This is a genomic window from Parasphingopyxis marina (assembly GCF_014237875.1).
In the GTDB taxonomy this organism is placed as follows: Bacteria; Pseudomonadota; Alphaproteobacteria; order Sphingomonadales; family Sphingomonadaceae; genus Parasphingopyxis; species Parasphingopyxis marina.
Genome location: NZ_JACJVJ010000003.1, coordinates 316522 through 339247 on the forward strand (window position 1 = coordinate 316522; position 22726 = coordinate 339247).

Annotated in this window: 23 protein-coding genes and 1 pseudogene; 3 read left to right on the top strand and 21 right to left on the bottom strand. The window is 60.4% G+C overall.

The features are described from left to right. Window positions 1-23: 23 nt before the first annotated feature. From H6P80_RS16110 to H6P80_RS16150, 9 genes are all read right to left on the bottom strand, one after another. A complete protein-coding gene (locus H6P80_RS16110) occupies window positions 24-1499 on the bottom strand; it encodes an efflux transporter outer membrane subunit (RefSeq protein ID WP_185802435.1) in 1476 nt (491 codons plus the stop codon). Continuing rightward, window positions 1496-3079 (bottom strand): DHA2 family efflux MFS transporter permease subunit, encoded by a 1584-nt coding sequence (locus H6P80_RS16115; protein ID WP_185802436.1) that lies wholly within the window; start codon window positions 3077-3079, stop codon window positions 1496-1498. The genes H6P80_RS16110 and H6P80_RS16115 overlap by 4 nt, the downstream gene beginning before the upstream one ends. Continuing rightward, entirely contained in the window at window positions 3076-4110 is a 1035-nt protein-coding gene (locus H6P80_RS16120; protein ID WP_185802437.1) for an HlyD family secretion protein, read from the bottom strand. Before H6P80_RS16120 ends, H6P80_RS16115 begins: the two co-directional genes overlap by 4 nt. A 57-nt stretch (window positions 4111-4167) precedes the next feature. Next, window positions 4168-4752, bottom strand: coding sequence for a glutathione binding-like protein (locus tag H6P80_RS16125; RefSeq protein WP_185802438.1), 585 nt, complete (start codon window positions 4750-4752; stop codon window positions 4168-4170). Then, window positions 4749-5558 carry a sensor histidine kinase gene (locus H6P80_RS16130; protein WP_185802439.1) on the bottom strand — a complete coding sequence of 270 codons (810 nt, stop codon included), beginning with the start codon at window positions 5556-5558 and terminating at the stop codon, window positions 4749-4751. Before H6P80_RS16130 ends, H6P80_RS16125 begins: the two co-directional genes overlap by 4 nt. A gap of 78 nt (window positions 5559-5636) precedes the next feature. Next, window positions 5637-6101 (bottom strand): carboxymuconolactone decarboxylase family protein, encoded by a 465-nt coding sequence (locus H6P80_RS16135; protein ID WP_185802440.1) that lies wholly within the window; start codon window positions 6099-6101, stop codon window positions 5637-5639. Between the two features lie 44 nt (window positions 6102-6145). Next, the gene (locus H6P80_RS16140; RefSeq protein WP_185802441.1) at window positions 6146-6562 is read right to left on the bottom strand and encodes a hypothetical protein; all 417 of its coding nucleotides are present in this window, start codon (window positions 6560-6562) and stop codon (window positions 6146-6148) included. 19 nt (window positions 6563-6581) lie between these two features. Continuing rightward, window positions 6582-7346, bottom strand: coding sequence for an SDR family oxidoreductase (locus tag H6P80_RS16145; protein WP_185802442.1), 765 nt, complete (start codon window positions 7344-7346; stop codon window positions 6582-6584). After that, the gene (locus H6P80_RS16150) at window positions 7343-8143 is read right to left on the bottom strand and encodes an SDR family oxidoreductase (protein WP_185802443.1); all 801 of its coding nucleotides are present in this window, start codon (window positions 8141-8143) and stop codon (window positions 7343-7345) included. Before H6P80_RS16150 ends, H6P80_RS16145 begins: the two co-directional genes overlap by 4 nt. Window positions 8144-8510: 367 nt before the next feature. Between H6P80_RS16150 and H6P80_RS16155 the strand changes: the two genes are divergently transcribed. After that, window positions 8511-9332, top strand: a complete 822-nt coding sequence (locus H6P80_RS16155) for an alpha/beta fold hydrolase (RefSeq protein WP_185802444.1) — start codon at window positions 8511-8513, stop codon at window positions 9330-9332. Window positions 9333-9377: 45 nt separating this feature from the next. Here the strand turns inward: H6P80_RS16155 and H6P80_RS16160 are convergent, their stop codons facing one another. From H6P80_RS16160 to H6P80_RS16175, 4 genes are read right to left on the bottom strand one after another with little or no spacing between them, the layout of a single operon-like run. Then, window positions 9378-11087 carry a sensor histidine kinase gene (locus tag H6P80_RS16160; protein WP_185802445.1) on the bottom strand — a complete coding sequence of 570 codons (1710 nt, stop codon included), beginning with the start codon at window positions 11085-11087 and terminating at the stop codon, window positions 9378-9380. 1 nt (window position 11088) lies between these two features. Next, the gene (locus tag H6P80_RS16165; RefSeq protein WP_328805064.1) at window positions 11089-11520 is read right to left on the bottom strand and encodes a response regulator transcription factor; all 432 of its coding nucleotides are present in this window, start codon (window positions 11518-11520) and stop codon (window positions 11089-11091) included. 55 nt (window positions 11521-11575) lie between these two features. Then, entirely contained in the window at window positions 11576-12223 is a 648-nt protein-coding gene (locus H6P80_RS16170) for a response regulator transcription factor (RefSeq protein ID WP_185802446.1), read from the bottom strand. Further along, on the bottom strand, window positions 12220-12813 hold the full coding sequence (locus tag H6P80_RS16175) for an RrF2 family transcriptional regulator (protein WP_235973974.1): 594 nt from the start codon (window positions 12811-12813) through the stop codon (window positions 12220-12222). Before H6P80_RS16175 ends, H6P80_RS16170 begins: the two co-directional genes overlap by 4 nt. Window positions 12814-13094: 281 nt before the next feature. On the opposite strand from H6P80_RS16175, the gene H6P80_RS16180 reads away from it, so the two are divergent. Continuing rightward, window positions 13095-13973, top strand: a complete 879-nt coding sequence (locus tag H6P80_RS16180; protein WP_185802447.1) for a hypothetical protein — start codon at window positions 13095-13097, stop codon at window positions 13971-13973. Between the two features lie 40 nt (window positions 13974-14013). Here H6P80_RS16180 and H6P80_RS16605 read toward each other — a convergent pair. Both H6P80_RS16605 and H6P80_RS16190 read right to left on the bottom strand, forming a co-directional pair. After that, window positions 14014-14412, bottom strand: a pseudogene (locus H6P80_RS16605) (cytochrome b); the annotation flags it as partial. Between the two features lie 605 nt (window positions 14413-15017). Further along, entirely contained in the window at window positions 15018-15767 is a 750-nt protein-coding gene (locus tag H6P80_RS16190) for an SDR family NAD(P)-dependent oxidoreductase (RefSeq protein ID WP_185802449.1), read from the bottom strand. An 82-nt stretch (window positions 15768-15849) separates the two neighbouring features. Here H6P80_RS16190 and H6P80_RS16195 point away from each other — a divergent pair, with 82 nt between their 5' ends. Next, window positions 15850-16602 (top strand): hypothetical protein, encoded by a 753-nt coding sequence (locus H6P80_RS16195; RefSeq protein WP_185802450.1) that lies wholly within the window; start codon window positions 15850-15852, stop codon window positions 16600-16602. Window positions 16603-16675: 73 nt separating this feature from the next. Here H6P80_RS16195 and H6P80_RS16200 read toward each other — a convergent pair whose 3' ends face one another. From H6P80_RS16200 to darT, 6 genes are all read right to left on the bottom strand, one after another. Then, a complete protein-coding gene (locus H6P80_RS16200; protein WP_185802451.1) occupies window positions 16676-17308 on the bottom strand; it encodes a tyrosine-type recombinase/integrase in 633 nt (210 codons plus the stop codon). Window positions 17309-17524: 216 nt separating this feature from the next. Beyond that, window positions 17525-18349, bottom strand: coding sequence for a hypothetical protein (locus tag H6P80_RS16205; RefSeq protein ID WP_185802452.1), 825 nt, complete (start codon window positions 18347-18349; stop codon window positions 17525-17527). A gap of 119 nt (window positions 18350-18468) precedes the next feature. After that, on the bottom strand, window positions 18469-19746 hold the full coding sequence (locus tag H6P80_RS16210; RefSeq protein ID WP_185802453.1) for a three-Cys-motif partner protein TcmP: 1278 nt from the start codon (window positions 19744-19746) through the stop codon (window positions 18469-18471). Window positions 19747-19866: 120 nt separating this feature from the next. Continuing rightward, window positions 19867-20646 carry a phage Gp37/Gp68 family protein gene (locus H6P80_RS16215; RefSeq protein ID WP_185802454.1) on the bottom strand — a complete coding sequence of 260 codons (780 nt, stop codon included), beginning with the start codon at window positions 20644-20646 and terminating at the stop codon, window positions 19867-19869. An 18-nt stretch (window positions 20647-20664) separates the two neighbouring features. Beyond that, entirely contained in the window at window positions 20665-21756 is a 1092-nt protein-coding gene (darG, locus tag H6P80_RS16220) for a type II toxin-antitoxin system antitoxin DNA ADP-ribosyl glycohydrolase DarG (RefSeq protein WP_185802455.1), read from the bottom strand. After that, window positions 21756-22391: a type II toxin-antitoxin system toxin DNA ADP-ribosyl transferase DarT gene (darT, locus tag H6P80_RS16225; RefSeq protein WP_185802456.1), complete on the bottom strand. Its 636-nt coding sequence runs from the start codon at window positions 22389-22391 to the stop codon at window positions 21756-21758. Before darT ends, darG begins: the two co-directional genes overlap by 1 nt. Window positions 22392-22726 lie beyond the last annotated feature (335 nt).

Here is a 22726-nt window from a genome sequence, read left to right on the forward strand (position 1 = left end):
CAACGCACGATTTTGCGGTCCCCTTAACGATTCTGAGCTGTCTCGGCCGCTTGCCAGCCGCCGCCCAGCGCTTTGTAGAGAGATGCCAGCTGTCGCAACTCGTTCGCGCGGGCCAGGATGTGATGCTGTTCAGCGGCGGTATACGCCAATTGTGCCTGCAGCAAAGCCGTCAGATCGTCTTCGCCAGCAAGGTGCCGCCGCCTGGCAAGGCCAACGACCTCAAGGGCTTGAGCCCGGGCTTCGTTGCGTGCGGAGCGCGACCGACTGGCAGCGTCAAGGCGATTGATGGCTGTTTCGCTGTCGGCGAGAGCGTTGAGGACTGCTTGTTCGTAGCGGATTCCCGCCGCGTCGGCGCGGGCATCGGCGGCGCGGATCTGCGCCCGGATACGGCCGCCTGAAAAGAGAGGCCAACTGAACGACGGGCCGACGCCGAGACGCAGGCTGTCGCTCGAGAGGAGGTCATCGGGTGACCGCGCCTGAAGACCGATCCCGCCACTGAGGGACAGATTGGGAAAAAGAGCGGCCGTCGCAACTCCGATTTCGGCGGTAGAGGCTGCAAGGTCCCGTTCCGCTTTTCGTACATCGGGCCTTCTGCGCAGGATTTCCGATCTTAGGCCGACGGCTACGTTTATTTCGCCTGCGGGCAAGGGGCGGGGTGCGTTGAGGCGATCGAACAGCGCTTCGGGTGGCTGGCCAACGAGCAGCGCCAGGCGGATGGCGGCCGCCGCCGCATCCGCCTCCAGCCCGGGAACCGCAGCAGCGGTGCTCCGTGCCTGGGATTGGGCGCGCGAGAGATCGAGCCGGGATGCTGCTCCCAGCCTGAGCCGATCGGCGATGATACGGACGATATCTTGTTGCATCTCGGCGTCCGCGACTGCGTTTGCGTGAAGGTTCTGTGCTTCGCGAAGGTCGATATAGGAACGAACGACTTCGGCGATAACTTGTAGAAGGATACCTCGCCGCGCCTCCTCCGCGGCCTCCAGCCGGGCCTGTGCGCTTTCGCCCGCCCTGCGCGTTCCTCCCCAGAGGTCGAGCTCCCACGAGGCGTCGAAGCCGATGTCGAACAGGGAGAAGCCCGGATTGAAGCCCGGAATGCTGGCAACGGGAAGCTGTCCATTTTCGCTCAGCCGGTTTTCCGCCGCGCCCACGGAAGTGCCGATATCGGGGAGGGCCCTCCCAAATGCCGCGTCGCGGTTGGCGCGCGCTTCGCGGATTCGTGCGCCGGCTTCGTCGATGTCCCTATTGCCGGTGATTGCCGCGTCGACGAGCTCGGTGAGCATGGGATCATCCAGGCGTTGCCACCATTCCCCGTCGACATCCCCGGTTTCGACCGGAGCGATCCAGGCATCCCCAACCGGCATGACCGGAGGCCGATAGTCGGGGCCTACCGTGCACCCGAACAGGACGAAAGCGATGACAATGACGGAAACCGTCTTGCGCAGGAGATGGGCTGTCCTAGAGTAACGCAAGCGGCGCTTCCAGTCATGAGGAGCGATCATGGCGAACGAACCTTCGAGAGTCGGGTGAGGCCGAGTTTGACGGCAACCAGCGCCGGCACGGCGACCACGAACAGGAGCGCGATCGCGTTGAAGGCCGTATCGAAGGCAATGACGGTCGACTGGCCGATCACCGCGCGATCGAGGAGCCCCGTTGCCGCTCTGGTTGCCGCTGCGGGATCCATCCCTCGGCCAGCGAGCAGGGCCGCGCTTTCCGCCAGTCGCTCGTTCGCGGTCAACGTTCCCGAGGTGATGTTCGCGCCGAGAACCGTCAGATTGACGGCGGTGTTGTGGCCGATGACTGTCTGAAGCGCGGCCACGCCCATCAGGCCGCCGAGCTGGCGGCCAGCATTGAACAGGCCGATACCGGCTGCCAAGCTTTGTCCGGGGAGATTGCTGAATGCAATGAGGGTAATCGACAGGAAGAGGAAGCCGAGCCCAAGGCCCCGCAGAAGGATTGCGGCCATCATGTCTTGCGCGCCGCTTTCACCTGTCGAGCCCGACAACATCCACATTGCGACCATGGTCATCAAGATTCCGAAAGGCACGGTGGCGATCGGGGGGATGCCATAAGCCTGAAAGAGAAGGGCGGCGAGAAGGAGCGCGCCAACGAACAATGCGCCGCTAGGGAGCAGCAATTGCCCGGCGTCGCTCGGCGTGAACGCGAGGATCGAAAGGGCGAATGCCGGAATAAGATACGCGCTTCCGAACAGCGCAGCACCGGCGACGAAACTGACGGCGAAGGCGAAAGAAAAGTCGTCCGAGCGGAACAGGCCGAAATCGAACAGGCTCTTCTTGCGGGTTTTTACCTGCCGGCCGAGAAAGGCGAGTAGCGTCGTCATGCCGAGGGCCGTCAGCCACGCGATGCGCGGAGCCTCGAACCAGTCCCACCGGTTGCCCTGGCTCAAGACATAAGTGAAGCAGCTGAAGGTAACCGCGATCAGCGAAAAACCGATCCAGTCGAACGGGCGGCGAGCGATCGTCGGTGCGAGGTCGGGCACGTCTGTGAGCAGCATCAACCCGGCGGCGAACAGGGCGACGGGAACGGCGCTCAAGAAAATCCAGGTCCAGTCATGCGTATCGATCAGCCAGCCCTGGAAGGCCGGGGCCAGCGTTGCCGGGGCAACGACCGCGCCCATGGCGAACACGGCTTGCAGCAGTGGCTGGTGCGCCTTCGGATAGGTTAGGAACAGTATCGCCTGACCGCCGACCAGCAGAATGCCGCCCGCAAAGCCCTGTATCACTCGGAGCGCGATAAGCAGGTCGAGGCGCGCCGTCAGCGCCGCGATGCCGCAGGCCGCGCCCATGACCAGCGTTGAGGCGACGACGAGGCGGCCCGGAACGAACCGGGTCATCAGCCAGGGAGCGGTCATGAAGCCGATGAATTTCAAGGCAGTGTAGCCGGTATCGAGCCAGGCAAATTCGTCGGGCGTCGCATGGATATCGCCCATAATGTCGGCGCGTCCGAACGCGAGGACGGTACCCGCCAACGCCTCGGTCAGCGTGGCGAGAACGATGCCCATGACAAGGAGCATCCCGGAAATCTGCACGCGGCGGCGTGGCGCGACACTCGTCGCCGTCATGAACCGCTGCTCCGTTCAACTTCGACCCGGACGGACAGGCCGGGCACGAGGCGGCCGGGCAGGGGGTTGCCGGTAAAGCGGATCTTCACGGGCACGCGCTGAACCACGCGAACGAAATTTCCTGTCGCATTGTCCGAAGGAAGCAGGCTGAAGGCGGAACCGCTGCCGGGCGCCAAGCTGTCCACGACGCCCTCGATTATTTCGTCGGGATAGCCATCCACGGTGATACGGGCACGCTGGCCGGGCCGGACGTGCGCGAGCTGGGTTTCCTTGAAATTCGCGATCACCCAAAGATCGTGAACCGGGACGATGTCGATGACGGAAGCGCCCGGTGCGACGAGACGGCCGATGCGTACCTGACGATTGCCGACGATCCCATTGACCGGCGCGCGCACGATGGTGCTGTCGAGATCGATTTGCGCCAGTTCCAGCGCGGCCCGCGCCTGCGCGATCGCGGCGACGGCGGCCCGGCGTTGCGCCGCGAGAACGGCGATCCGCTGCCGCTGCGCTTCGACAGTGGCCGAGGCGGCGGATACGCCAGCCTGGGCTTGGGAACGGGCGGCGCTGCTTTCATCGGCCTGTGCCTGACTTATCGCGTCGCTGCCGACCAGTTCCTGATGGCGGGACGAGGTTGTCGTGGCGAGATTGAATGCTGCGACGGAGGCGCGGCGTTGCGCGTCCGCCTGGCGGATGATCGAATGCTGCAGCTGGAGCTCGGCATCGACATTGGCGAGGCGCGCCTGGGCGGCCGCTACGTTCGCCGCGGCTTGCGCAACCCGCGCGCGAAAATCCCGGTCGTCGATGCGAAACAGGACATCGCCTTGCTGGACGGCCTGGTTGTCGGCAACCTCGACGGCCGTGACGTAACCCGCGATCCTCGGCGCGAGCGCAGTTACGTCCCCCCGAATATAGGCGTTGTCGGTGGCGGTTCCGTCGCCGGAATTTGCCCAGGCCCAGCCAGCGAAAAGGATCGCCAACGCGCCGATGCACAGCAGGAGGCCGACAATCCTGTTCTTTGGAATTTGTGGCACCGTTCGTTCCTTTGATCGGGTGTCAATGCACCCGGGTGATGGGAAGATCGCCCGACACTATGTCAGCCCTTCTTCGGCGAGCGACCGGCGCACGATCTCGCTCGCGGCAATGCGCTCGAAATAATCGACGAGATTCGCCGGAACCTGCACCCCGAAGGCCATCGCCCATCTCAGCATTGCGAACAGATAGGCATCGGCGACGGTAAACCGCCTGCCGAACAGATAATGGTCGTCTATCTGCTCCGCGAGAAATCGGAGCCGCCCGGCGATCGTTTCGCCGGCGGCGGCTTTCTCGGTTTCGCTTGCCTCGTGAAAATAGGGTTTGAAGGCGCCGTGCAATTCGGTCGAAAGATAGGTCAGGATCTCGATCAACCTGATGCGTGCGAGCGGGCCCTCGGGGGACAGCGCCGGTTCGCATTCCGCAATATAGGCGAGGACGGCCGTATTCTCGGTCACTGACTCCCCGTCGTCGAGCACAAGCATGGGCACATAACCCCTGGGATTGATCGCGGCATAGTCGTCGCCATTCTCGGTGACCTTCGTTGCGAGATCGACTTTCTCGAAATCGGCGAGAATTCCCGCTTCATGAAGAGAAATTCGGCCCGCCAGGCTGCAGGCGCCGGGCGCGTAGTAGAGTTTCATCGGTCTGACTCCCGTAAGGTTATGAGGGATGCGATTGTCCGCTCGTTTCCGGCAACGTGGGGGCACGCTGGCAAGCGCAGGAACACGGCCGTTCCAACGCCCACCCTGCTTTCGATCGCGATCGTGCCGCCCGCTTCGCGGACAAATCTTTCGACCATCGGCAGGCCGACGCCGCCGAGCCCGTCGCTTTTGGTTGTGAAATAGGGCTCGAACGCGCGTTCGATCGTGTCCGGCGACATGCCGATGCCTTGATCCGCGACGCATATCTCGATGGTCGCCGCGGAATGATCGGCGGGGATCGCACGCCCCTGTATGGCGACAAGGCCTCGGCCCGCCATCGCGTCCCGCGCGTTGAATACGAGATTCAGCACGGCACTGCGCAATGCGAGCGGATCGCATCGGGCCTGAGGCAATCCCGGCTCCACGTCGATCTTGAGACCGAGCCCGTCCATGCCATCTATGAGCATCGCGACGTCGGCCAGACAGGCGGTGACGCATGCGCTGGGGGCGGCCGGCGCGCGGTCGCGGGCGAGCCCGATGGATTGCCTGATGAGCGCGCCGGCTTGCTCCAGCCCCAGTTTGGCCTGCTCCAGCATCGAGCCGTAATGGCTTGCGGGCAATTCCGGCGTCCGGGAAATCAGATTGATCGCGGATGTGGCGACTTGGATGAAATTGCCGAGATCGTGAACGACGCCGGCATTTGCCAAGACCCGTGATGCGCCGGGGGCATTTTCGATTTCACAATCGACGGCGGTGTGCCGGGAAACGGCACGGCGGTGCAGAGTGCGGTCTTCGGTCTCAGACAAAAAATCCATTATCCGTCCTCCATCCTCCGGGTTGAGCTGCGCCGCTCAGGGGCGGCGCAGCTCGGGGGCGTTGTGGGTTCAGGCGGCAGCGGCCTTGCTTTCCTCGGCCGGATGAACGGCGCGGAGACCGATCTGAACGCGCGACCAGAGATTGATCGCGCCGATCAGCAGCGTGAGATACGCGATCTCGGTTTCGTCGAACGCGGCCTGCAGCATTTCATAATCGGCGTCGGGCGCTTGGGTTTCGGCAACGTTGGTGAGCGTTTCGGCCCAGTTCAGCGCAGCACGCTCGCGATCGGTGAACGCCGGCGAATGGCGCCAGCCGTCGAGCAGGTGGATCCGCATCTCGGATTCACCGTGTTTCACCGCATCCCGGGCATGCATATGGATGCAGAAGGCGCAGCCGTTCATCTGCGAAACGCGAAGCCGGACAAGTTCGAGCAGGCCGTGTTCGAGACCGCTTTTCTCGATGCTCGTTTCGACGGCGAGCATGGCTTGCGCGCCTTCCGCGGCGGTCTGGAAGATGTTCATACGGGGGGTCATGGATATTCTCCTTCGAAATCGGGGTTGGTTTAAGCTGCGGAATTTCAAAGTTTGGCTTTCCGTCCCGCCACGCCGTCCCTGGCTGCCCACAGGACGAGGGCGGTGCCGAGTAGGGCCGGCAGCGTGACCGCTGGAAAGTCCCGGGCGATCGCCGAGGGCCCGCAAATGCCGACGGCGACTTCCCAGAAATGAAAGAGGGCGTGGCCCCACAGCCAGAGCGTCGGCGCGGCCCAGGCGACCACCCGAAACCGGGGCCGGGCGACGCCCATGAGAAAGGCGATCCCCAGAAACAGGAAGATCAGGCCTATGTCGCGAATGAAATGCTGGTTGAACGGGCCCGTCGTCGTGACGCCGGGTACCGAGAAATACCAGTTCGCGGGTGATGCGAGCATGAAAAGCCCGTTCATCACGGCACCGAGGCCAAGCACAATGGCGGTTCCAAGAGCGGCATTCCGGATCATCTCTCGCCTCCTTTCCGATTCATAAGCGCTTCGGTGGAGGCGGCACGTGGGTCAGCCACCAGTCGAACCGGGTCGAACCTAGACGAGCGCCGGCACCGGGGACGAGCGTCTCTTCGCTAACCTGGATGCCGAAATAGGGAGCCTGCGGATCGGCGATCACGTCGCGGGAATCCCCGTCAAATTCGAGCACCTCGCGAACGGGTTCGTCGAGCGTGAATATCTCGGGACCGGCGATTTCGATCGTGTCGTTCAACGGCGCGCCAAGCGCCACTTCGACGACAGCGCTTGCGACGTCTTCGGCGGCCATCGGCTGGAATTTTACTGGCGGCAGATGCACGGTATCGCCCTTTGTCGAAGTTTGGGCGATCGCGCGCAGAAACTCGAAGAACTGGGTTGCGTGGAGCAGCGTGTAGGGAATGGGGGAGCTCTTGATCAGCTCCTCTTGGGCAAGCTTGGCGCGAAAATAGCCGCTGTCCTGCATGCGATCGGTGCCGACGACGGACAGCGCAATGTGGTGACCCACGCTGGCGGCCGTTTCTGCGGCGACGATGTTCTTCCCGGCGGTCTGGAAGAAATCCATTGCCGCCTGGTCTTCGAACGATGGCGAATTGGCCAGGTCGATGACGATTTCGGCACCGTCTAGCGCCTCTGCGAGACCTTCGCCGGTGATCGTGTCGACGCCGGTATTCGGTGCCGCCGCGATCGTATCATGGCCTTTCTGTTTGAGCTTCTCGACGACCTTCGAGCCGATCAGGCCGGTGCCGCCAATCACGACGATCTTCATGATAGAGTCCTTTCATAGTGGATCTGGGGGGAGGCAGGATGCGGCCCCGCCGGGATGAATGATCTGCGAAGCCAATCCTCGAAGCTGGTCGAGGCGAAGCGCGGATGATCCCCGCCGGTCAGCGGTTCATCGCCGACCCGCGCGCCGAAATAGGGTGCGGTGTCGTCGACGATGATCCTGCGGCTATCCTCGTTCGCGGTGAGGATCTGCTCCGCAAGCACCGGCAGCCGATAGGTGTCCGGACCGGCGATTTCGATAATCCCGTTCGTGGGGGCCCCCAGCGCAACGCGCTTGAGTGCCTTTGCGACATCATTCGCCGTGATCGGCTGGATGCGAACCGGGGGCAGGCGAATGAGATCGCCGTCTCCGCCGGCATCGACGATGTTGTAGACATATTCGGAAAGGGGCGTCGAACGAACGATCGTGAAGGGAAGGCCCGAATCCCCGACCAGTTTTTCCTGCGCGCCTTTTGCGACGAAATATCCGCTGTTCACGCGGCCGACACCGACTGCCGACAGGGTGACGTGATGGGCGATGCCGAACTCGCGCTCGACCGGGAGAAGATTGGCACCCGACACTTCGAAGAAGCGCAGCATATTCGCCGCATTTGAATAGCCCGGATTGGAAACGTCGATAACGACTTCAGCGCCCGGGAGGACTTGTCCGAGACCTTCGCCGGTCAGCGTATCGACACCCGTTGCGCGCGAGGCGGCAATGCCCTCATGGCCCGCCTCGTTCAGCTGTTGCACGAGTTTCGATCCGACGAGACCCGTTCCTCCGATTACGACGACCTTCATCTCTTCACCTCATGGCTGGACAGAGCGCTTGCGGCACCGTGTCGGATGGGGAACGAGATGCAGGATCGCGCAATTCGGGCGGTGGCGGCATCGTGCGGACGGATACGCGATGCTAGCCAATCGGCGACGCACCCTATCCTTTGGGTAGGTCCGGCACCCGATAATCGCCGGTGCATCTGAAGGTTCCGTGGAGCGGACTAAGCTCGCTTTGAGTTATCCTAACCGTAGCGCCAGCATGGCCTCGCCCTGGCGACGGGATTCACTCTGCCTCCGCCCGGTCGATGGGCCGCCCCGAATTTTCATAGGTCGAGCGTGCTGAACGACGGCTCGTGCCGGGCCGTTGAGCATTCCTATAAGGAGACCCTCCATGCCGACGATTCCCAGCAAGGACGGACATGCAATCTACTATAAGGACTGGGGCATGGGCCCGGTCGTGAGCTTTTCTCATGGTTGGCCGTTGAACGCTGACGCCTGGGACCCTCAGATGCTGTTCCTGGCGCAGAATGGCTTTCGCGTCATCGCTCACGATCGGCGCGGTCATGGCCGATCGGAGCAGGCGACTGCACGGAATACCATGGACGGCTATGCGGACGACCTCGCGGCCGTACTCGACAAACTCGACCTGCGCGATGTGACGCTGGTCGGCCATTCGACTGGCGGCGGCGAGGTCGCGCGCTATATCGGCAATCACGGGACGAGCCGCGTTGCCAAGGCAGTGCTGGTTTCAGCCGTGCCGCCGATAATGGTGCAGACCGAGGCCAATCCCGAAGGCATTCCGATCGAGGTTTTCGACGGCCTGCGTCGCGACGTCGCCAACGACCGTTCGCAATTCTACAAGAATTTCGCCCAGATGTTTTATGGAGCGAACCGTCCCGAGGCCGAGGTCTCCCAGGGCCTGCTCGACCAGTTCTGGCTGTGGAGCATGCAGGTGGGCCTGAAGAACGCCTATGACTGTATCGAAGCCTTTTCCGAAACCGATTTCACGGCGGATCTGAAGAAAATCGACGTGCCGACGCTCATTGTTCACGGCGAGGATGACCAGATCGTGCCGATCAAGGATACGGCGTACAAATCGGCCAAGCTGATCAAGGATGCGCAGGAACTCTACTATCCCGGCGCGCCGCACGGCCTGACCGCGACGCATGCCGACCGCTTTAACGCCGACCTGCTTGCCTTTTTGCGCAGCTGAATCGGCGGCCGCCCGGCCACTCTCCCTGCAAATGGCCGGGCGGCATCAATCCACGGAAGCGGCGGGAAGCGAGAAACGGAACAACGCGCCGCCTTCCGGGTGGTTATCGGCCGCGATTGCGCCGCCATGCGCAGTGATGATCGACTGGCAAATGGCAAGGCCAATGCCCATGCCGTCGTCCTTCGTCGTGAAGAAACTGTCGAAGATATGGTCCAGATCGTTGCCGGAAATGCCGGGGCCGCCGTCGTGAATGGCGAAGGTCACCATGCCTTCGGTGTCTTTGGCGGTATGAAGATCGATCGTACCGCGCGCCGCATCGCTATGGCCGAGCGCTTGCACGGCATTGAGAAGCAGGTTGACGATCACCTGCTGAAGCTGGACCCGGTCCCCGCATATGTCAGGCAGGGCCTCCCCGAGCCGGATCGACAATTCGATCGCCCGGGATTCGATTTCGTGGCGAACGAAGAGCAGGGCCTCGTCGACAATCTTGTTCAGATCCAGCCGTTCGCGTTCCGGCGCGTGCTGGACTGCCATCCCGCGGATGCGCTGCACGATTTCGCTCGCTTGCCGCGCGCTGCCTGCGATCCGCGACGTGAGCTGGCCGACCTTGGCGAAATTTGGATCGGGCCGCGATAGCCATCGCAGGCTCGTTTCCGCGTTGGTGACGATTGCGGAAAGCGGCTGGTTGACTTCATGGGCGATCGAGGTGGCGAGTTCGCCCAGCATCGAAATTCGCGCCGCCCTCGTATAGTCCGCCTGCAGTTCGCGTAGCTGCGCTTCGGTGCGCAGCCGATCGGTAATGTCCTCGATGCTGATCAGCGTCACATCGAGACGTTCCGGGGGGCGGGGATAGGTCACCGAAATTTCGACGTCGAGCAAACGGCCGTCGAAGGTCTGCAATTTCATGGTCTCGGCTAGGCTTCGCCTGCCTTCGAAACGGGCGGCCATCACGCGCCGTGCCGACTGGGGCGAGGCGGCGAAGACAAAGCTGACTGGTCCTATGAGGTCCGATGGATTCTCCACGCCGAACAGACGAGCGGCATGGTCGTTGGCTTCGGTCACCACGACCCCCGCATTTGCGGCATCGATCAGTTTCGGGTGCGCATCCATATAGGGCCCGAGTTCGGAGACACCTTCGCGTTTCAGCTTTTCATAGGTCGCGCCGATCTCTCTGGCATCCACTTGCAGAAGCGCGATCGGCAGGTGGCGGATGAGCTTTTGGTAGCGTTCCTCGCTTGCCCGCACGGCCCATAAGGAGCGGTCGTCGGTGACGGTGCCCCCAATCGATATGAAAACAAGGTCGGGCCGGTTCTTGTCGGCCGAGATGCTGAGCCGGGCATCGTCGAATGCGATCGATGTGATCTCGCGCGTCCGGGCTGCGCCCGGCGGGAAATCCGCCACCGCGGAAACGATGAGTTCTGCGATGGCCGGCCAGCTTTCGGCCGGCCAATAGGCCGTGATCGATTTGCCAATCATCTGCCGGCGACCCCCATAGGGCCCGACCAGATGGACGGTGTTCAGATCGATATCGACAATGCGGACCGCGGCGAGAAGCTCTGCCGCCATGGTGTGCGGTTCGGCGCCGCGCGCTATTGCGGCGATTGCAGAGCGCGCGTCTGACACGTCCAGCGCCCACCAGGCGGTCGTATCTTCGTCCAGGCCTGCGTGACCCGGCTCATGGAAGCGCGGCACGAGCGATTCCCTCGGCATGGCGCCGTTCGGTTTCGCGGCCTTGTCGAGGGTTGCCGCGGCCATCTCAGATTCCCGGCGGTTTCAGGGTATCGGCCGCCGCGCCTCCCTCCAGCGCCGCATTAAGCGCGGTCAACAACGCCTCGTCGGCGACCGGCTTGGTGAACCAGGCAAAAGCCCCGTCTCGGAGCGCGCGAACGCGGGTCTCATCCTCGACCGAAGAGGTGATGAAAATTACGGGAGTCGGGGAGCCCCGCATACGCAACCTGCGTTGCAGCTCCAGGCCATCGAGGCCGGGCATCCTGACGTCGGTAATGACGCAATCAAATCGATCGACGGCTCCGTCGGCGAGAAAATCGACGCCATTTTCGAAAGTGCGAGCTGAGAGACCTTCTACCTGCAGGAGGTCGAAAAGCGCCTCGCGTACAGGCCGATCGTCATCCACGATCGCGATAACCGGATTCTTGGACAAGCGAAAACACCTCACGAACACGGCCACAGCGGCCAATCCCCGATGTCGCTGGAATCGCGTGGGATTTAAACCATACCATGGTCTAGGTCGTGCGCTCGCGCAGCGCGGCGGGAAGTCTTTCCCACGCGCGAATGAGCTCGCCGATCGATGCGGCTTCCATTTTCTTCATCACGCTGCTGCGGTGGAGCTTCACCGTAACCTCGCTGATGCCGAGATCGAAGGCGATCTGCTTGTTGAGCCTGCCGCGTGCGACATGCCCCAGTACCTCGCGTTCTCGCCGCGTCAGCGTCTCGTAGCGATCGACATGCTGTTTGAGAATTTGGGAATCCGCCCGGCGGGCAACATCGCGCTCAATTCCGATGGTTACTGCGTCGAGCAGAGATTGATCGCGAAACGGTTTGGTCAGGAAATCGACGGCGCCGGCCTTCATCGCCTGGACGGTCATCGGAATGTCGCCATGGCCCGAAAGGAATACGATCGGCTTGGCGTTGCCGGTTGCGACCATATGGTGCTGGAGATCGAGGCCGCTCGATCCCGGCATGCGGACATCGAGCACGAGGCAGCCGGGCCGTTCCGGAAGGTCCGCTTCCAGCATCTCGCGCGTCGAAGCGAAGCTGGCGGCGTCGAGCCCGACCGACAACATGAGTTCCTCAAGCGAGGTGCGGACCTCGTCATCGTCGTCCACGATGACGACGAGCGGCTCTTCGGTCTGGACAGCAGCAATGCTCATGAGAGATCCTCCCCGTGCGATGAGAGACGTGCGGATGAAGATGATTTACCGGCGCGACGCAGGACGCGTTCGCCAAGCCAAGCCTTTACGTCGTTTGCGAATTCCGGAGGCGCCTTGCGGGAAACGGCCTGGGTCAGATCGCGGAGCGACGCCCCGGCGAGTGTTTCGCGCATCGCCTTTTCCGCGCGCAGCATAACCGCATGGACCGAGCAAACGCCGCGGGTCGCCCAAGTCGGCGGAAGTTCACCGAACGCCGCGCAACGCCCCCTGATCTCCTGACAATCGAACAGCGGCTTCCGACCTTCGATGGCGTCGACGATCTGGAGAAAGTTAATGTCTTCCGGTGCCCGCGCAAGTTCGTATCCGCCTCGCACGCCCTCGGACGCTTTCACGATGCCGGCCTTTTCGAGCTTCGGAAAGATCTTGGCGAGATAGCTGGGCGAGACGCCTTGGAAATCCGCAAGATCGCGGCTGCTCAAGGGGGCGGTTTCAGCATCGACGAGCCAGAGCAGGCTGTGGATCGCATATTCAACGCTGACCGTTAGATGAGCCATAACACGGATAATATCACTCCGCGTTTGATTCGCCAATCGAAAAACACGGATCGATAGTGTCCGCGATGGATATTCATGCCGCTCCTGGACGCAGGCAGGGCCCAAGCACGCCGTTCGTATTCGGAAGCATAGATCAAAGTACAATTTCGTCGGGACCGGCCGGATGCGAGGAAGAGGCGACGAGCCGTGTCAATCGGACGCGGCAGGGATGGTGAACGCACGGGTTTTTCCGATTTCCCCGCGCGGCCGACGAATTGGCAGACGAGCACCCAACCTGTCCGGCTCGCATCTACGCCCAGATGGCAGAGGAACAGACGATGAGCCGCGCCCCGACCAAGATCCTCCTGCAGACCACGATCATACCGACGAAGGACGACTGGTCGATCGCCCGGTTCAGCCAGCTTGCGGAACTGCTCGCATCCGAGGTCAATGACAATGGCGAACCTCTCTACGAAGTGACCGCGCGCGATCGCGATCCACTGGATGCACCGGATGCGGTATTGTCCATGTTGGACGCCAGCGACTTCGACCAACTCTGGCTTTTTGCCGTCGATAGCGGCCGGGGTCTGACGTCTTGGGATTGCGAGGCGATTTCGCGCTTTCGGCAAGGGGGAGGCGGGCTGATGGTGACGCGCGACCATATGGATCTGGGATCGTCGATCTGCACGCTGGGCGGCGTCGGCGCCGCGCATTTCTTTCACTCGCGCAACCCGCATCCCGATCCGGCCATGCATCGGCGCGACGATCCGTACACAAGGAAAATCTCGTGGCCGAACTTCCATTCCGGCGCGAACGGCGACTATCAGACGATCGACCCGGTCTTGCCGGTCCACCCTGTGTTAAGCGACCCGGGTTCGCCAACCGGCGCCATTCGCCATCTGCCCGCGCACCCGCATGAAGGCGGCGTCCGGGCGCCGGAGGGCAGTGACGCGCGCGTCATCGCAACCGGGCATAGCATCGCCACCGGTCGTACCTTCAACATCGCCGTGGCGTTTGCGGCTGGTTGGGAAGGGGGGCGTGCGATCGCCCAGAGTACCTTTCACCACTTTGCCGACTATAATTGGGATGTTCGTGCCGGCTGCCCCAGCTTCGTCACCGAAGCGCCGGGCGATGGTCTGATCCGTGACTCGCAGGCGATGGCGGACACCCGGCGATATGTGCTCAATTTGGCCGGATGGCTTGGCGCAAGGTCGTAAGAGCCTGCGTGCAGGATGGGCCGGTTCCTCCGGGCGCTCTCTAAGCCGGGGCAATTTCCTTTCGACCATCCGCGAGCACCGACGCGGTTATCGAACTCGGCAAAGGCAGGGGCTTTTCGATCTTCGCGACGAGCGGAAGGATGATCAGGAAGCGTGCAAAATAATAAGCGGCCGCGATTTGCGAGATCAGCAGATAGGGTTGCTCGGCAGGTGCTCCGCCACAATAGCCCAGAACCAGAACGCAGGGAGCCAGCCCGAACCAGTAGATTTTCCGGAATAGCGGCCGGAACCGGCCCGAACGAACCGGAGACTTGTCCAGCCAGGGCAGGAAGAACAGCAGCAGGATCGAGCCGAACATCGCCAGCACGCCCCACAGCTTCGCTGGCAGGATGAAGTCCACCGTGAAGGTGCGCAGGATCGCGTAGAACGGCCAGAAATAATTGAGGTTGCGCGGCACCGGGTATCCCGCGCCGGTGGCGCCGAAGACGAAGCGGGGCAGCGGCAGCTTGTCGTCGAGCCAGCGCGCGAGCGGATTTTTGGGCTCATACGGCGTGGCCCATGGAAAGCTCATGATTTCATCTTCCGCTCGCAAGCCATAACGCCAATTTGTCCGCACCGAGTCCGAGGGGCAGGCCAAGGGGCGACGCTCCCGCCGGAAATAAACCACCCGGACGATTGTTTGCGGAGATGCAGGTCGCATCGTACAGGATTGGCCTCGGCGCTCGTCCGGCGATAAAGTAGCGCCCTTGCTTCGGTGCCCTGCTGCTCGATCTTCAAGACACGATATTGCGGCGAAACAGGGGGATTTCCGGGCTGTCGTTCCGACCAAAGCGCTCCGGCCCCGCCGCCGCGCGACACCCATGAGACGCTGCCGTCCCCGTACAGCACAAGCACTGCCTGATCCGGGACATTGAGCGTATCCATGCCCTCGATGTCATATGCGCTACCCAGGTCGAAGGCCGCCGCGATGCAGTCTTCTATACCGGGATCGATGCACTGGTTCCGCATGACCAACCTCTTCGATTAGCAGGGGATCGGAATCCTTCAGAGAAGCACCATGCCGCCATCGACGCGCAGGTTGATCCCGTTGACGAAGCTGCCGGCATCGGACGCCAGAAAGAGCGCCGCGCGCGCGAGTTCGTCGGGCTGGCCCAACCGGCCGAGCGGAATCGCGGCGGCCATCGCTTCGGCGAAAGATCCGCGCTGCTCCGGCGGAACGCCGAGCTTGTCGAGGATCGCCGTGTCCGTCGGGCCCGGGCTGAGCATGTTGACCCGGATCCGGCGCTCGCGCAGCTCGATCGCCCAGCTGCGGGCGAACGCGCAGATCGCCGCCTTGGTGCCGGCATAGACGGCGTGGCCGTCGAGCACCTTTTCGCTTGCGATCGAGCCGGTAAGCACGATCGCGCCGCCGTCGCGCATGACCGGAACGATTTTCTGCACACCGAAAAATGTGCCGCGGGCATTTACTGAGAATTGGGCATCATATTCCGCCTCCGACACCTCTGCGGAGTGCCGGATGGTGTTGACGCCAGCATTGGCCATATAGATGTCGAGCCCGCCGAAGCGGCGCGCGATCTCGTCCGCAACCTCGGTGTGATGGCCGGGATCCGCCACGTTGCCGGTCAGGCCCAGGGCGCTGGCTCCGATCTCCCGGACGGCGTCGTCCACCAATTGGGCGCGCCGGCCCGAGATGACGATTTGTGCGCCCTCGGCGGCGAAAACCTTGGCCATAGACAGCCCGATCCCGCTGCTTCCGCCCGTGATCAGGGCGGTCTTGCCGATGAGAAGTCCCATTTTCAGATCCTTTCAATTTGAAATGATCTGAAAGATAGCGAAGCACAAAGGTCGGATAAGCTATGCCCTGGTAGAGATTAGCATGACGGAAAGGCTGAGGTCTCCTGCATCGTCAACGCATAGCTCTGCCGAACTTTTAATCAAAAATCCCAATTATCGGGATTCCACGGTGCATCGAACGTCGCAACTTGGGCCGATTGCGGACTGTCAGCTCATAGACGACGCGCTCGGTGAAGCTGACAGTCAGCTCACGACCCAGTTCCGGACGTTGTCGACTAACAGCATCACAGTTATTCTTGCTTTCCGGAATGTGGGAAGGATGATTGTAGTGAAAGAACTACCGCGTTACATAATACCGATTGGCATCGGTCTCCTGACTTTTGCAGCGTTGCGCTACTTGTTTCCATCACCGCCAGCGCCAGAAACCGCTCACTTAAATTGCTCCTTCGCAGTGCCCGAGCAGTCAGCGTCGGTTACTATTCCCTATTCGCAGGACAGAATTGGCAGGATCGACTATGAGGCCGATCTGACTGGCAAGTATGTCGATGGCGATGTAATCCTTTGGCACGCTGATGGTTTAGCGACCTATCAAGGTGGATCGCAAAATCTGGCAGGTGCGATTTTTTTAAGGCACACTAACGCTGTTCGCGGTCTTGGACTATATCGTGATCGTTATCCGCACCAGCCGGATGATTTGCGTATCTCAACGCTGAACGAAAATGGCAATCTAGACTGGGACGAAGATTCAGCATTCGTCTACTTCGAGAATGCACCGGACAAGATGGCTCACCAATTCGATTACAGTTGCACCGTCAGCCAAACTCAGAGCCACTAACTAAAAAGTTTCGATGTCTGCTTCCCACCCAGTAGCGGACGCCAGTCAGCTGCCGACCGGCGTCCGTGAGCAGTCAGATTTCAGTCTTCTCCGCCAAGGTGAGCGCGTCCTCGATATCGACGCCGAGATAGCGAACCGTGTTCTCGATCTTAGTGTGGCCGAGCAAAATTTGGATCGCTCGGATATTGCCAGTCGCCTTGTAGATGATCGAGGCTTTCGTTCTGCGAAGCGAATGCGTTCCATACTCTTCCGGACGCAGGCCGATAGCCTCAACCCACTCATCGACGAGCCGAGCATACTGCCTCGTGCTTAAGTGTCGTGAATGATCCACTCGGCTTGGAAACACATAGTCTTCCACTGAGCCGCCGCGCCGTTCTAACCAAGCAAATAGGCTAGCCCTCGCGTCTGATGCGATTTCGAATTGGACGGGGCGACCGGTTTTGCGCTGAGTGATAGCCGCACGCTTTCGAACTTCCGGTCCAGAAACAAGATCTCCGATTTTAAGTTCGACGAGATCGCAGCCGCGCAATTTGCTGTCGATGGCAAGATCGAACAATGCGCGATCTCGAATCCGCTTCTCACGATCGAGGAAGAACCGGATCGCCCAAATCTGTTTCTGATTGAACGGCCGTTTGGGGCCAATCTTCGCGCCGAAGTTCCAAGGCACACGGCTTTGGGCTGCCGGATCGAATTGTGAATAGGTCATCTTCATTCTCCTTGGCCGGAATGGCCAAGGAAAGTCTCGGTATCTTCAGTTAAAGAATTTTTGGGCCGCAAGGGGACGGTCCGAAATTCGCTGGACGAGGCCTTTTCCGGACATTCGGGGTCTGCGTTGAAGTTAGAAACGGAATGCGGGCTCCAACTTGACCGCCAGTGGTATTGAGGGAGGTCGAGTCCGAGATAGAGGGGCAAATAAAGATATCTAAGGCATCCAAACATTTCCGGTTATTGACTGGAGTTTTAACAGACCCGCTTTGTAGGTGCCGGCGCCTTCTGGCTTCTCAATCAGTATGATCGCCCGTTGTAGACTTGCTCGGTTGCAGGCCAGCCAGTGGCCGATCAGGCGAGCCTTGGGTGAGGCAACTTGCGGCAGCAGCGAGATGATACCTTTTCCAGGTCCGAAACCGTGCAATTTCATAGCACTCAATATTTCGCAAAGAGCGCCAGCGGCGACGTCGGCGATGGCAGCAAGGTCCTCAAGGGCGAGCGTCCCGTCATCGCTCTGGGTCGTGCCAACGCGAATATGCCCGAGGTTGTGGGCCAAACTGTTTCCTAGGACGCGCGAAAAGAGTTCCGTTAGCTGCGTTAGCTGCGTCGCGTTAGAGGCGACCTCGTCCTGATCGGTGATGATCATAACGTCTTGGCCCGGTCGGGACATGGCGGCTGCTAACATGCCGCCGAGATGCGTGACGCGAAGCAAATGCTCGTGGACAGTGGGCTTCCACAGTTGCAGTGCCTCTTCGGCTTCGTTCCCGATATCTTCGAGCATAGGCCCAAATCCGCAGGGTATGACGACTATAGTCAGCGCCCCAACGAGCTGGTCGGCCAATTGCAGAAATTCGGGCAAGGCTTGTTGTCGCATTCGGTCATTGAGATTCTTGTATGCCATACGCCGGCGGCGAAGAGAGGATCTGCGAAACTCGCGCTGCAAGGTCAGCCATAGCGGGTTCTGATCGATATCAACCGAAAGAAAAGCATAGCTGGTGAAAGCGGAGCCGGCATGCGTTCCGCTGAAATCCGAGACCACAAGTAGCTGTTGGCCTCTCGCACCACCGGGAAACCCTCCCGCGAACCGTTTCGCCAGAAGATCCCCTATCACCTGGGAGAGCGTTCGTCTCGTTTCTGGACGGCCAGGCAATTGCGGGCTCAGTTTTTTCTTGCCCCAGTCGATCGAAGAAAGGAGCTCTGGACAGGAACTCTAACAATGTCCTTGGGCGACAGGTTCACTGCACGCGGTCGAAGTTTGCCGTCCGGTGTGAATATCTCGACCTCGCGGAGATCGTCGCGCAATCGCGTCACCGCCTCCGCGACCAACCTCATAGTCAGGGGTGTCTCGTTACAGCGAGCTGTAAACAAGCTCTCTATCGTAACCGGTTCGCCCAGCCTGGTTGCATCGTCGTAGAACAGACCCGGGAGTTGTTCGATCGCGGTATTGAGGGAGTCCGTTCTCGCGTCCGATCCGAAATCAAACTCGAAGCGAGCCTGGTTGTGATCGATGGTTGGATCAAATCCGAGGGCGTTGAAACCTGACTTACCGGGATGAACGAACGTATTCTGCAGCGCCCAGTGAAGTTGCGCCATTTCGTCTCGCGCGCGGCTGTGCTTCGACAGATGCACCAGCCAGTACGAGCGGTGGCTGTCGGGAGAGCGGATAAAGAATGGAGTGTAATAATCACCACCGGTATTCTTGAGGATGTGCCTGTAGAGAAAGCCTTGAATGACGGCGCGCTGGCCCGCCTCCGTCTTCATGGCGGCCAAGGCCTCTCCCAGCGACGCATCCAGCTCGATCGCCTGACCGCTCTTCATTCGCGCTGTTTCTGCGGTGAGATAGTCGATTAGGCTATCTACCGAGAATGTGATGATCACCTCAGGGTTCTTGAGCTCTGAGAAAATGCGCCGGATTGTCTGGAATGAGATTGCGCTCCATCCGTACTGGTCCAGGAAGAAGAGCGCACGATGGCTGGAGCCTTTTGCACGGATAGCCGTGATGATTGCGTCGGCGCGATTTTCGAAGGCGTCAGTCGCAAGGTGGATAGAGCGCTCGATTTCATCGGCGAACTCTGATTGGGCAAGCTGATCGCGAAGAAATTCGATGTGCGCCCGCTTTCGATCGATGAAGAAATAGTCGGCGTGCACAGTGAAGCCGTGCTTGCGCGCCATCGCCAGCTTGGCTTCGGCTGCTCGTACGGCGCGCACGAGCAGGATAGGTGATCCCGGAACCATGCGATCTTCGAAACTGTAGAGGCCGCCACCGCAAAAACCGTCCACGATCGTCAGGTTCAATTCGCGCTTTGCTAGCGTCGGCGAAAGGATTTCGATGTATCGCTCGGTGTAGCGTTCGAACACGTGATGCTTGGCCAAGCTGTGCGCCCCCAACACCGGGGGTGTCGCGCCGAGCTCCCAACCATAGTGCTTTCTTGCCATGCATCCTCGTCAGACAATTCCGCTAGAAATACTCGCCAAACGTTCCTGGATATAATTGGACAATAGAGCGAGGCCGCCAGTGTTAGCAGATAGACCTTCGTAGCTTAAGATACGAGGGGTTCATACACTTGGTTGAACTTTCGGCATGTCGTCCCAAGTTTTCCCGCGGTATTTGCGCCCGTTCGCCTTTTTGGAGCGACGCTTATTGTCTTCCCCCCAAGTGCCCCACTGCTTGAAGAAAAATGCCGTTCCTGATGCTCTGCATTGACGGTGTATCTCGTCAATCCACGCTTCCTTGATCGGACGTGCCCACCGACCACTTTCGCCACCGACGATAGCCCAGTCGATACCGTCGAGATTTACCGGGCCCACAGATCCGATCAGCGGTTCAAAAGAAATAAAACGAACTGCTGCGGCAACTTCTCGCAAAGCGTCGATACGGCGTACGACGTCGACGTCTTCGACGCTTGTCCCAAGCCAGACGTTCGGCAAAATGTCCTCGCCGCGCGACTTGAGAAACAATGCCATACGATCGGGACGCTTCGTGAGGATCTGATAGTGGTGATGTGGAGTATCGCGCATCACCTGCCATACTTCACGAATGAACGCTTCGTTCACCTGCTGGTGGAAAAGATCGCTCATCGAATTGACGAAAATCTTGCGGGGCTTGCGCCAGCGGCGCGGTATGGCAAGCGCGCTTCGGTCCTCGCGCACGACGCTGTTCCACACGGTTCGGTTCCCGCTCTTGCGCGTGAGGCCTGCGTATTTGGAGACGCCCATCGCTTCAAGGCGGCGTGCCATTTCCATCGCGTAGCAATGAGTGCAGCCGGCCGACATGATCGTGCAACCGGCCACAGGGTTCCAGGTTGCGTCAGTCCATTCTATCTGGGTTTGCGCCATGCAGGGCTCCAACTCACGCTAGGCGTTGCCTGCTCGAACGGCGCTTGTCTCGTGCCACGAGGCCAAGCGCTCCAAGGCGATGTAGATCATGCGATCATTGAACAGCTGTAGCTTACGCTGCCCTGCGTCTCTGCCGCCACGCCAGTCCCGCAAACCCTTCTTGATGCCTTCGATGCTCGCTTCTGCGCCATGCGCGATCAGCCAATCGACAGTGGACAGGAGTTCCATACCAAGCGGAGTCTCGAACCCGTCGATGAGCTCGCTAGTAGACTCCAGAGCAGGAAGATAATCCTTCGCTTCCGAGCCCAGATAAGCGGCGACGCGGTCGCGCTTAGCATCTACGAAATCGACAACGTCCATCGGTCCTGCATCCCCTATGCGTTTGTCGCTACGCAGGTAGCTGCCGTCCAGCGCATTAAGAAGGTGGGTCAGCCGCGCAGCGAAGGGACCGAAGCGGTTGGCTTCGAACCGCAGATCGAGAGGGTTGTCGAGTTGGCAATGCTCAATGCTGCGCTCAGCGAAGTAAGTTAGTTTCTGGATTTCGAGAAACGAGCATTCAAAGCCGAGGACCGCATAGCGTCGCACGAGTTCGGCGACGAGCGCTCGTGCCGGTGTAAGTTTCTCGACACCGGTGCGCTTAGCGACATTTTGATAGGTTGCGGTAGGTTCGTAAACGATCACGCGCACGTCTTCGAGATCGTGCAATGCATGTTCGATCCGATCGCGGACGATTGGCCATTCAAGCCCGCCATTTCCGCTACCCAAAGGAGGCAGCGCAATGGAGCGAATCTCATGCTCAACGATAACGCGTTTTAGGTCGAGCAGCCCTTCGTCGATCCAGGTCAACTTGGAAGGATGACGCCAGTGCTTTTTGGTCGGAAAATTGATGATCCACTTCGGCCCCATGAGTTCGCGTCGTTCAGTTACGAACATATGGCCAACCTCGACCTCGTGGGCCTTACAAGCTGCCGCATAGGCGTTGAAATTGGCGGGGAAATTCTCCTTAAACATGAGCGCAATGCCCTTGCCCATGACGCCGACGGTGTTGACCGTGTTCACCAATGCTTCCGCATCGGCCTCGAGAAGATTGCCTTGCGTATATGTAATCATCAGAAATACCACCCGGGCATGACCGCTACGTCCAGTGCTACCTCGGCCGCCGCGAGTTGGGCGCGCACCCGACCGGCCGCGGCCTCGCTCGAACAGGCGATGCCGAACAGCGCGGCGATCGGCACATGCTGCTGCACAAGCGCCTCAGCCTGATAGCGTTCAAACTTACCCAAATCGTTATTGTCCCTCTTGAAGTCGCTTCTACACAGGATTTCCCAATCGATCACCGGCAATTGCGCAAGATCGTTGTGGAAGATCGCTGTCTGCACATAAGCATGGCGGTCGGTGAAAAGAAACGGCAGTGGATAATCTCTGACCTTGTAAAGGCTGCTGACAAGAATCAGAATCTCGTCGTTGGCGCGCTGCCGAATGCCGCCGTACCCGGTCTTGATGTTGAGCAACATCGGTGAGCGCGGCGTGAAATAAAACGGCACGTAGTCGCTGAGCGTCCCGCCTGGCTCGACCGGAACTGCCTTTCCACTGCGCCGATCGATCAGTTCCGGATTGCCGATGTCGACATAGTTCGGATCGACGAGCTGGCTGCTTCGGCAATGAATTCCGTTGTGTAGGATCCAAGGCAGATTGTCGCGATGCAGGATCCGAAAAATATGCGCCTTGTCCGGTCCAAGGTTCATCGCGCACACTCTGGCGGATGGACCTTGGCACAAACCTGCGTGATTTTACTCGACAGGGTGAGATCGAAGGCGTGAAAGATCCGCATTGGCCCTGCCTAACGGTTTGGCGGCACTTAATGAAGATCAAGAATTTCACGACGAGATGTTCCCTTTCATCGCTCGGCATCGGCACTTACCGGATTGGAGAACATATAGGGAACAATACGCCGGCTCGGAGAAAATTCAAGGCAATTGGCTATCTAGTCAGGATAGACCAAACGAGATGCATCACAACGCAGAACGTACAATGGACAGGCTCCGCGACGAAGATAACTGTTTCAGCATGAGAAAAGGCA

Excerpts from the sequence above, each read along its gene's own strand:
- H6P80_RS16110 (WP_185802435.1), bottom strand. The coding sequence starts at position 1,499 with ATGATCGCTCCTCATGACTGGAAGCGCCGCTTGCGTTACTCTAGGACA.
- H6P80_RS16115 (WP_185802436.1), bottom strand. The coding sequence starts at position 3,079 with ATGACGGCGACGAGTGTCGCGCCACGCCGCCGCGTGCAGATTTCCGGG.
- H6P80_RS16125 (WP_185802438.1), bottom strand. The coding sequence starts at position 4,752 with ATGAAACTCTACTACGCGCCCGGCGCCTGCAGCCTGGCGGGCCGAATT.
- H6P80_RS16135 (WP_185802440.1), bottom strand. The coding sequence starts at position 6,101 with ATGACCCCCCGTATGAACATCTTCCAGACCGCCGCGGAAGGCGCGCAA.
- H6P80_RS16140 (WP_185802441.1), bottom strand. The coding sequence starts at position 6,562 with ATGATCCGGAATGCCGCTCTTGGAACCGCCATTGTGCTTGGCCTCGGT.
- H6P80_RS16145 (WP_185802442.1), bottom strand. The coding sequence starts at position 7,346 with ATGAAGATCGTCGTGATTGGCGGCACCGGCCTGATCGGCTCGAAGGTC.
- H6P80_RS16150 (WP_185802443.1), bottom strand. The coding sequence starts at position 8,143 with ATGAAGGTCGTCGTAATCGGAGGAACGGGTCTCGTCGGATCGAAACTC.
- H6P80_RS16155 (WP_185802444.1), top strand. The coding sequence starts at position 8,511 with ATGCCGACGATTCCCAGCAAGGACGGACATGCAATCTACTATAAGGAC.
- H6P80_RS16160 (WP_185802445.1), bottom strand. The coding sequence starts at position 11,087 with ATGGCCGCGGCAACCCTCGACAAGGCCGCGAAACCGAACGGCGCCATG.
- H6P80_RS16170 (WP_185802446.1), bottom strand. The coding sequence starts at position 12,223 with ATGAGCATTGCTGCTGTCCAGACCGAAGAGCCGCTCGTCGTCATCGTG.
- H6P80_RS16180 (WP_185802447.1), top strand. The coding sequence starts at position 13,095 with ATGAGCCGCGCCCCGACCAAGATCCTCCTGCAGACCACGATCATACCG.
- H6P80_RS16190 (WP_185802449.1), bottom strand. The coding sequence starts at position 15,767 with ATGGGACTTCTCATCGGCAAGACCGCCCTGATCACGGGCGGAAGCAGC.
- H6P80_RS16195 (WP_185802450.1), top strand. The coding sequence starts at position 15,850 with ATGACGGAAAGGCTGAGGTCTCCTGCATCGTCAACGCATAGCTCTGCC.
- H6P80_RS16200 (WP_185802451.1), bottom strand. The coding sequence starts at position 17,308 with ATGACCTATTCACAATTCGATCCGGCAGCCCAAAGCCGTGTGCCTTGG.
- H6P80_RS16210 (WP_185802453.1), bottom strand. The coding sequence starts at position 19,746 with ATGGCAAGAAAGCACTATGGTTGGGAGCTCGGCGCGACACCCCCGGTG.
- H6P80_RS16215 (WP_185802454.1), bottom strand. The coding sequence starts at position 20,646 with ATGGCGCAAACCCAGATAGAATGGACTGACGCAACCTGGAACCCTGTG.
- darG (WP_185802455.1), bottom strand. The coding sequence starts at position 21,756 with ATGATTACATATACGCAAGGCAATCTTCTCGAGGCCGATGCGGAAGCA.
- darT (WP_185802456.1), bottom strand. The coding sequence starts at position 22,391 with ATGAACCTTGGACCGGACAAGGCGCATATTTTTCGGATCCTGCATCGC.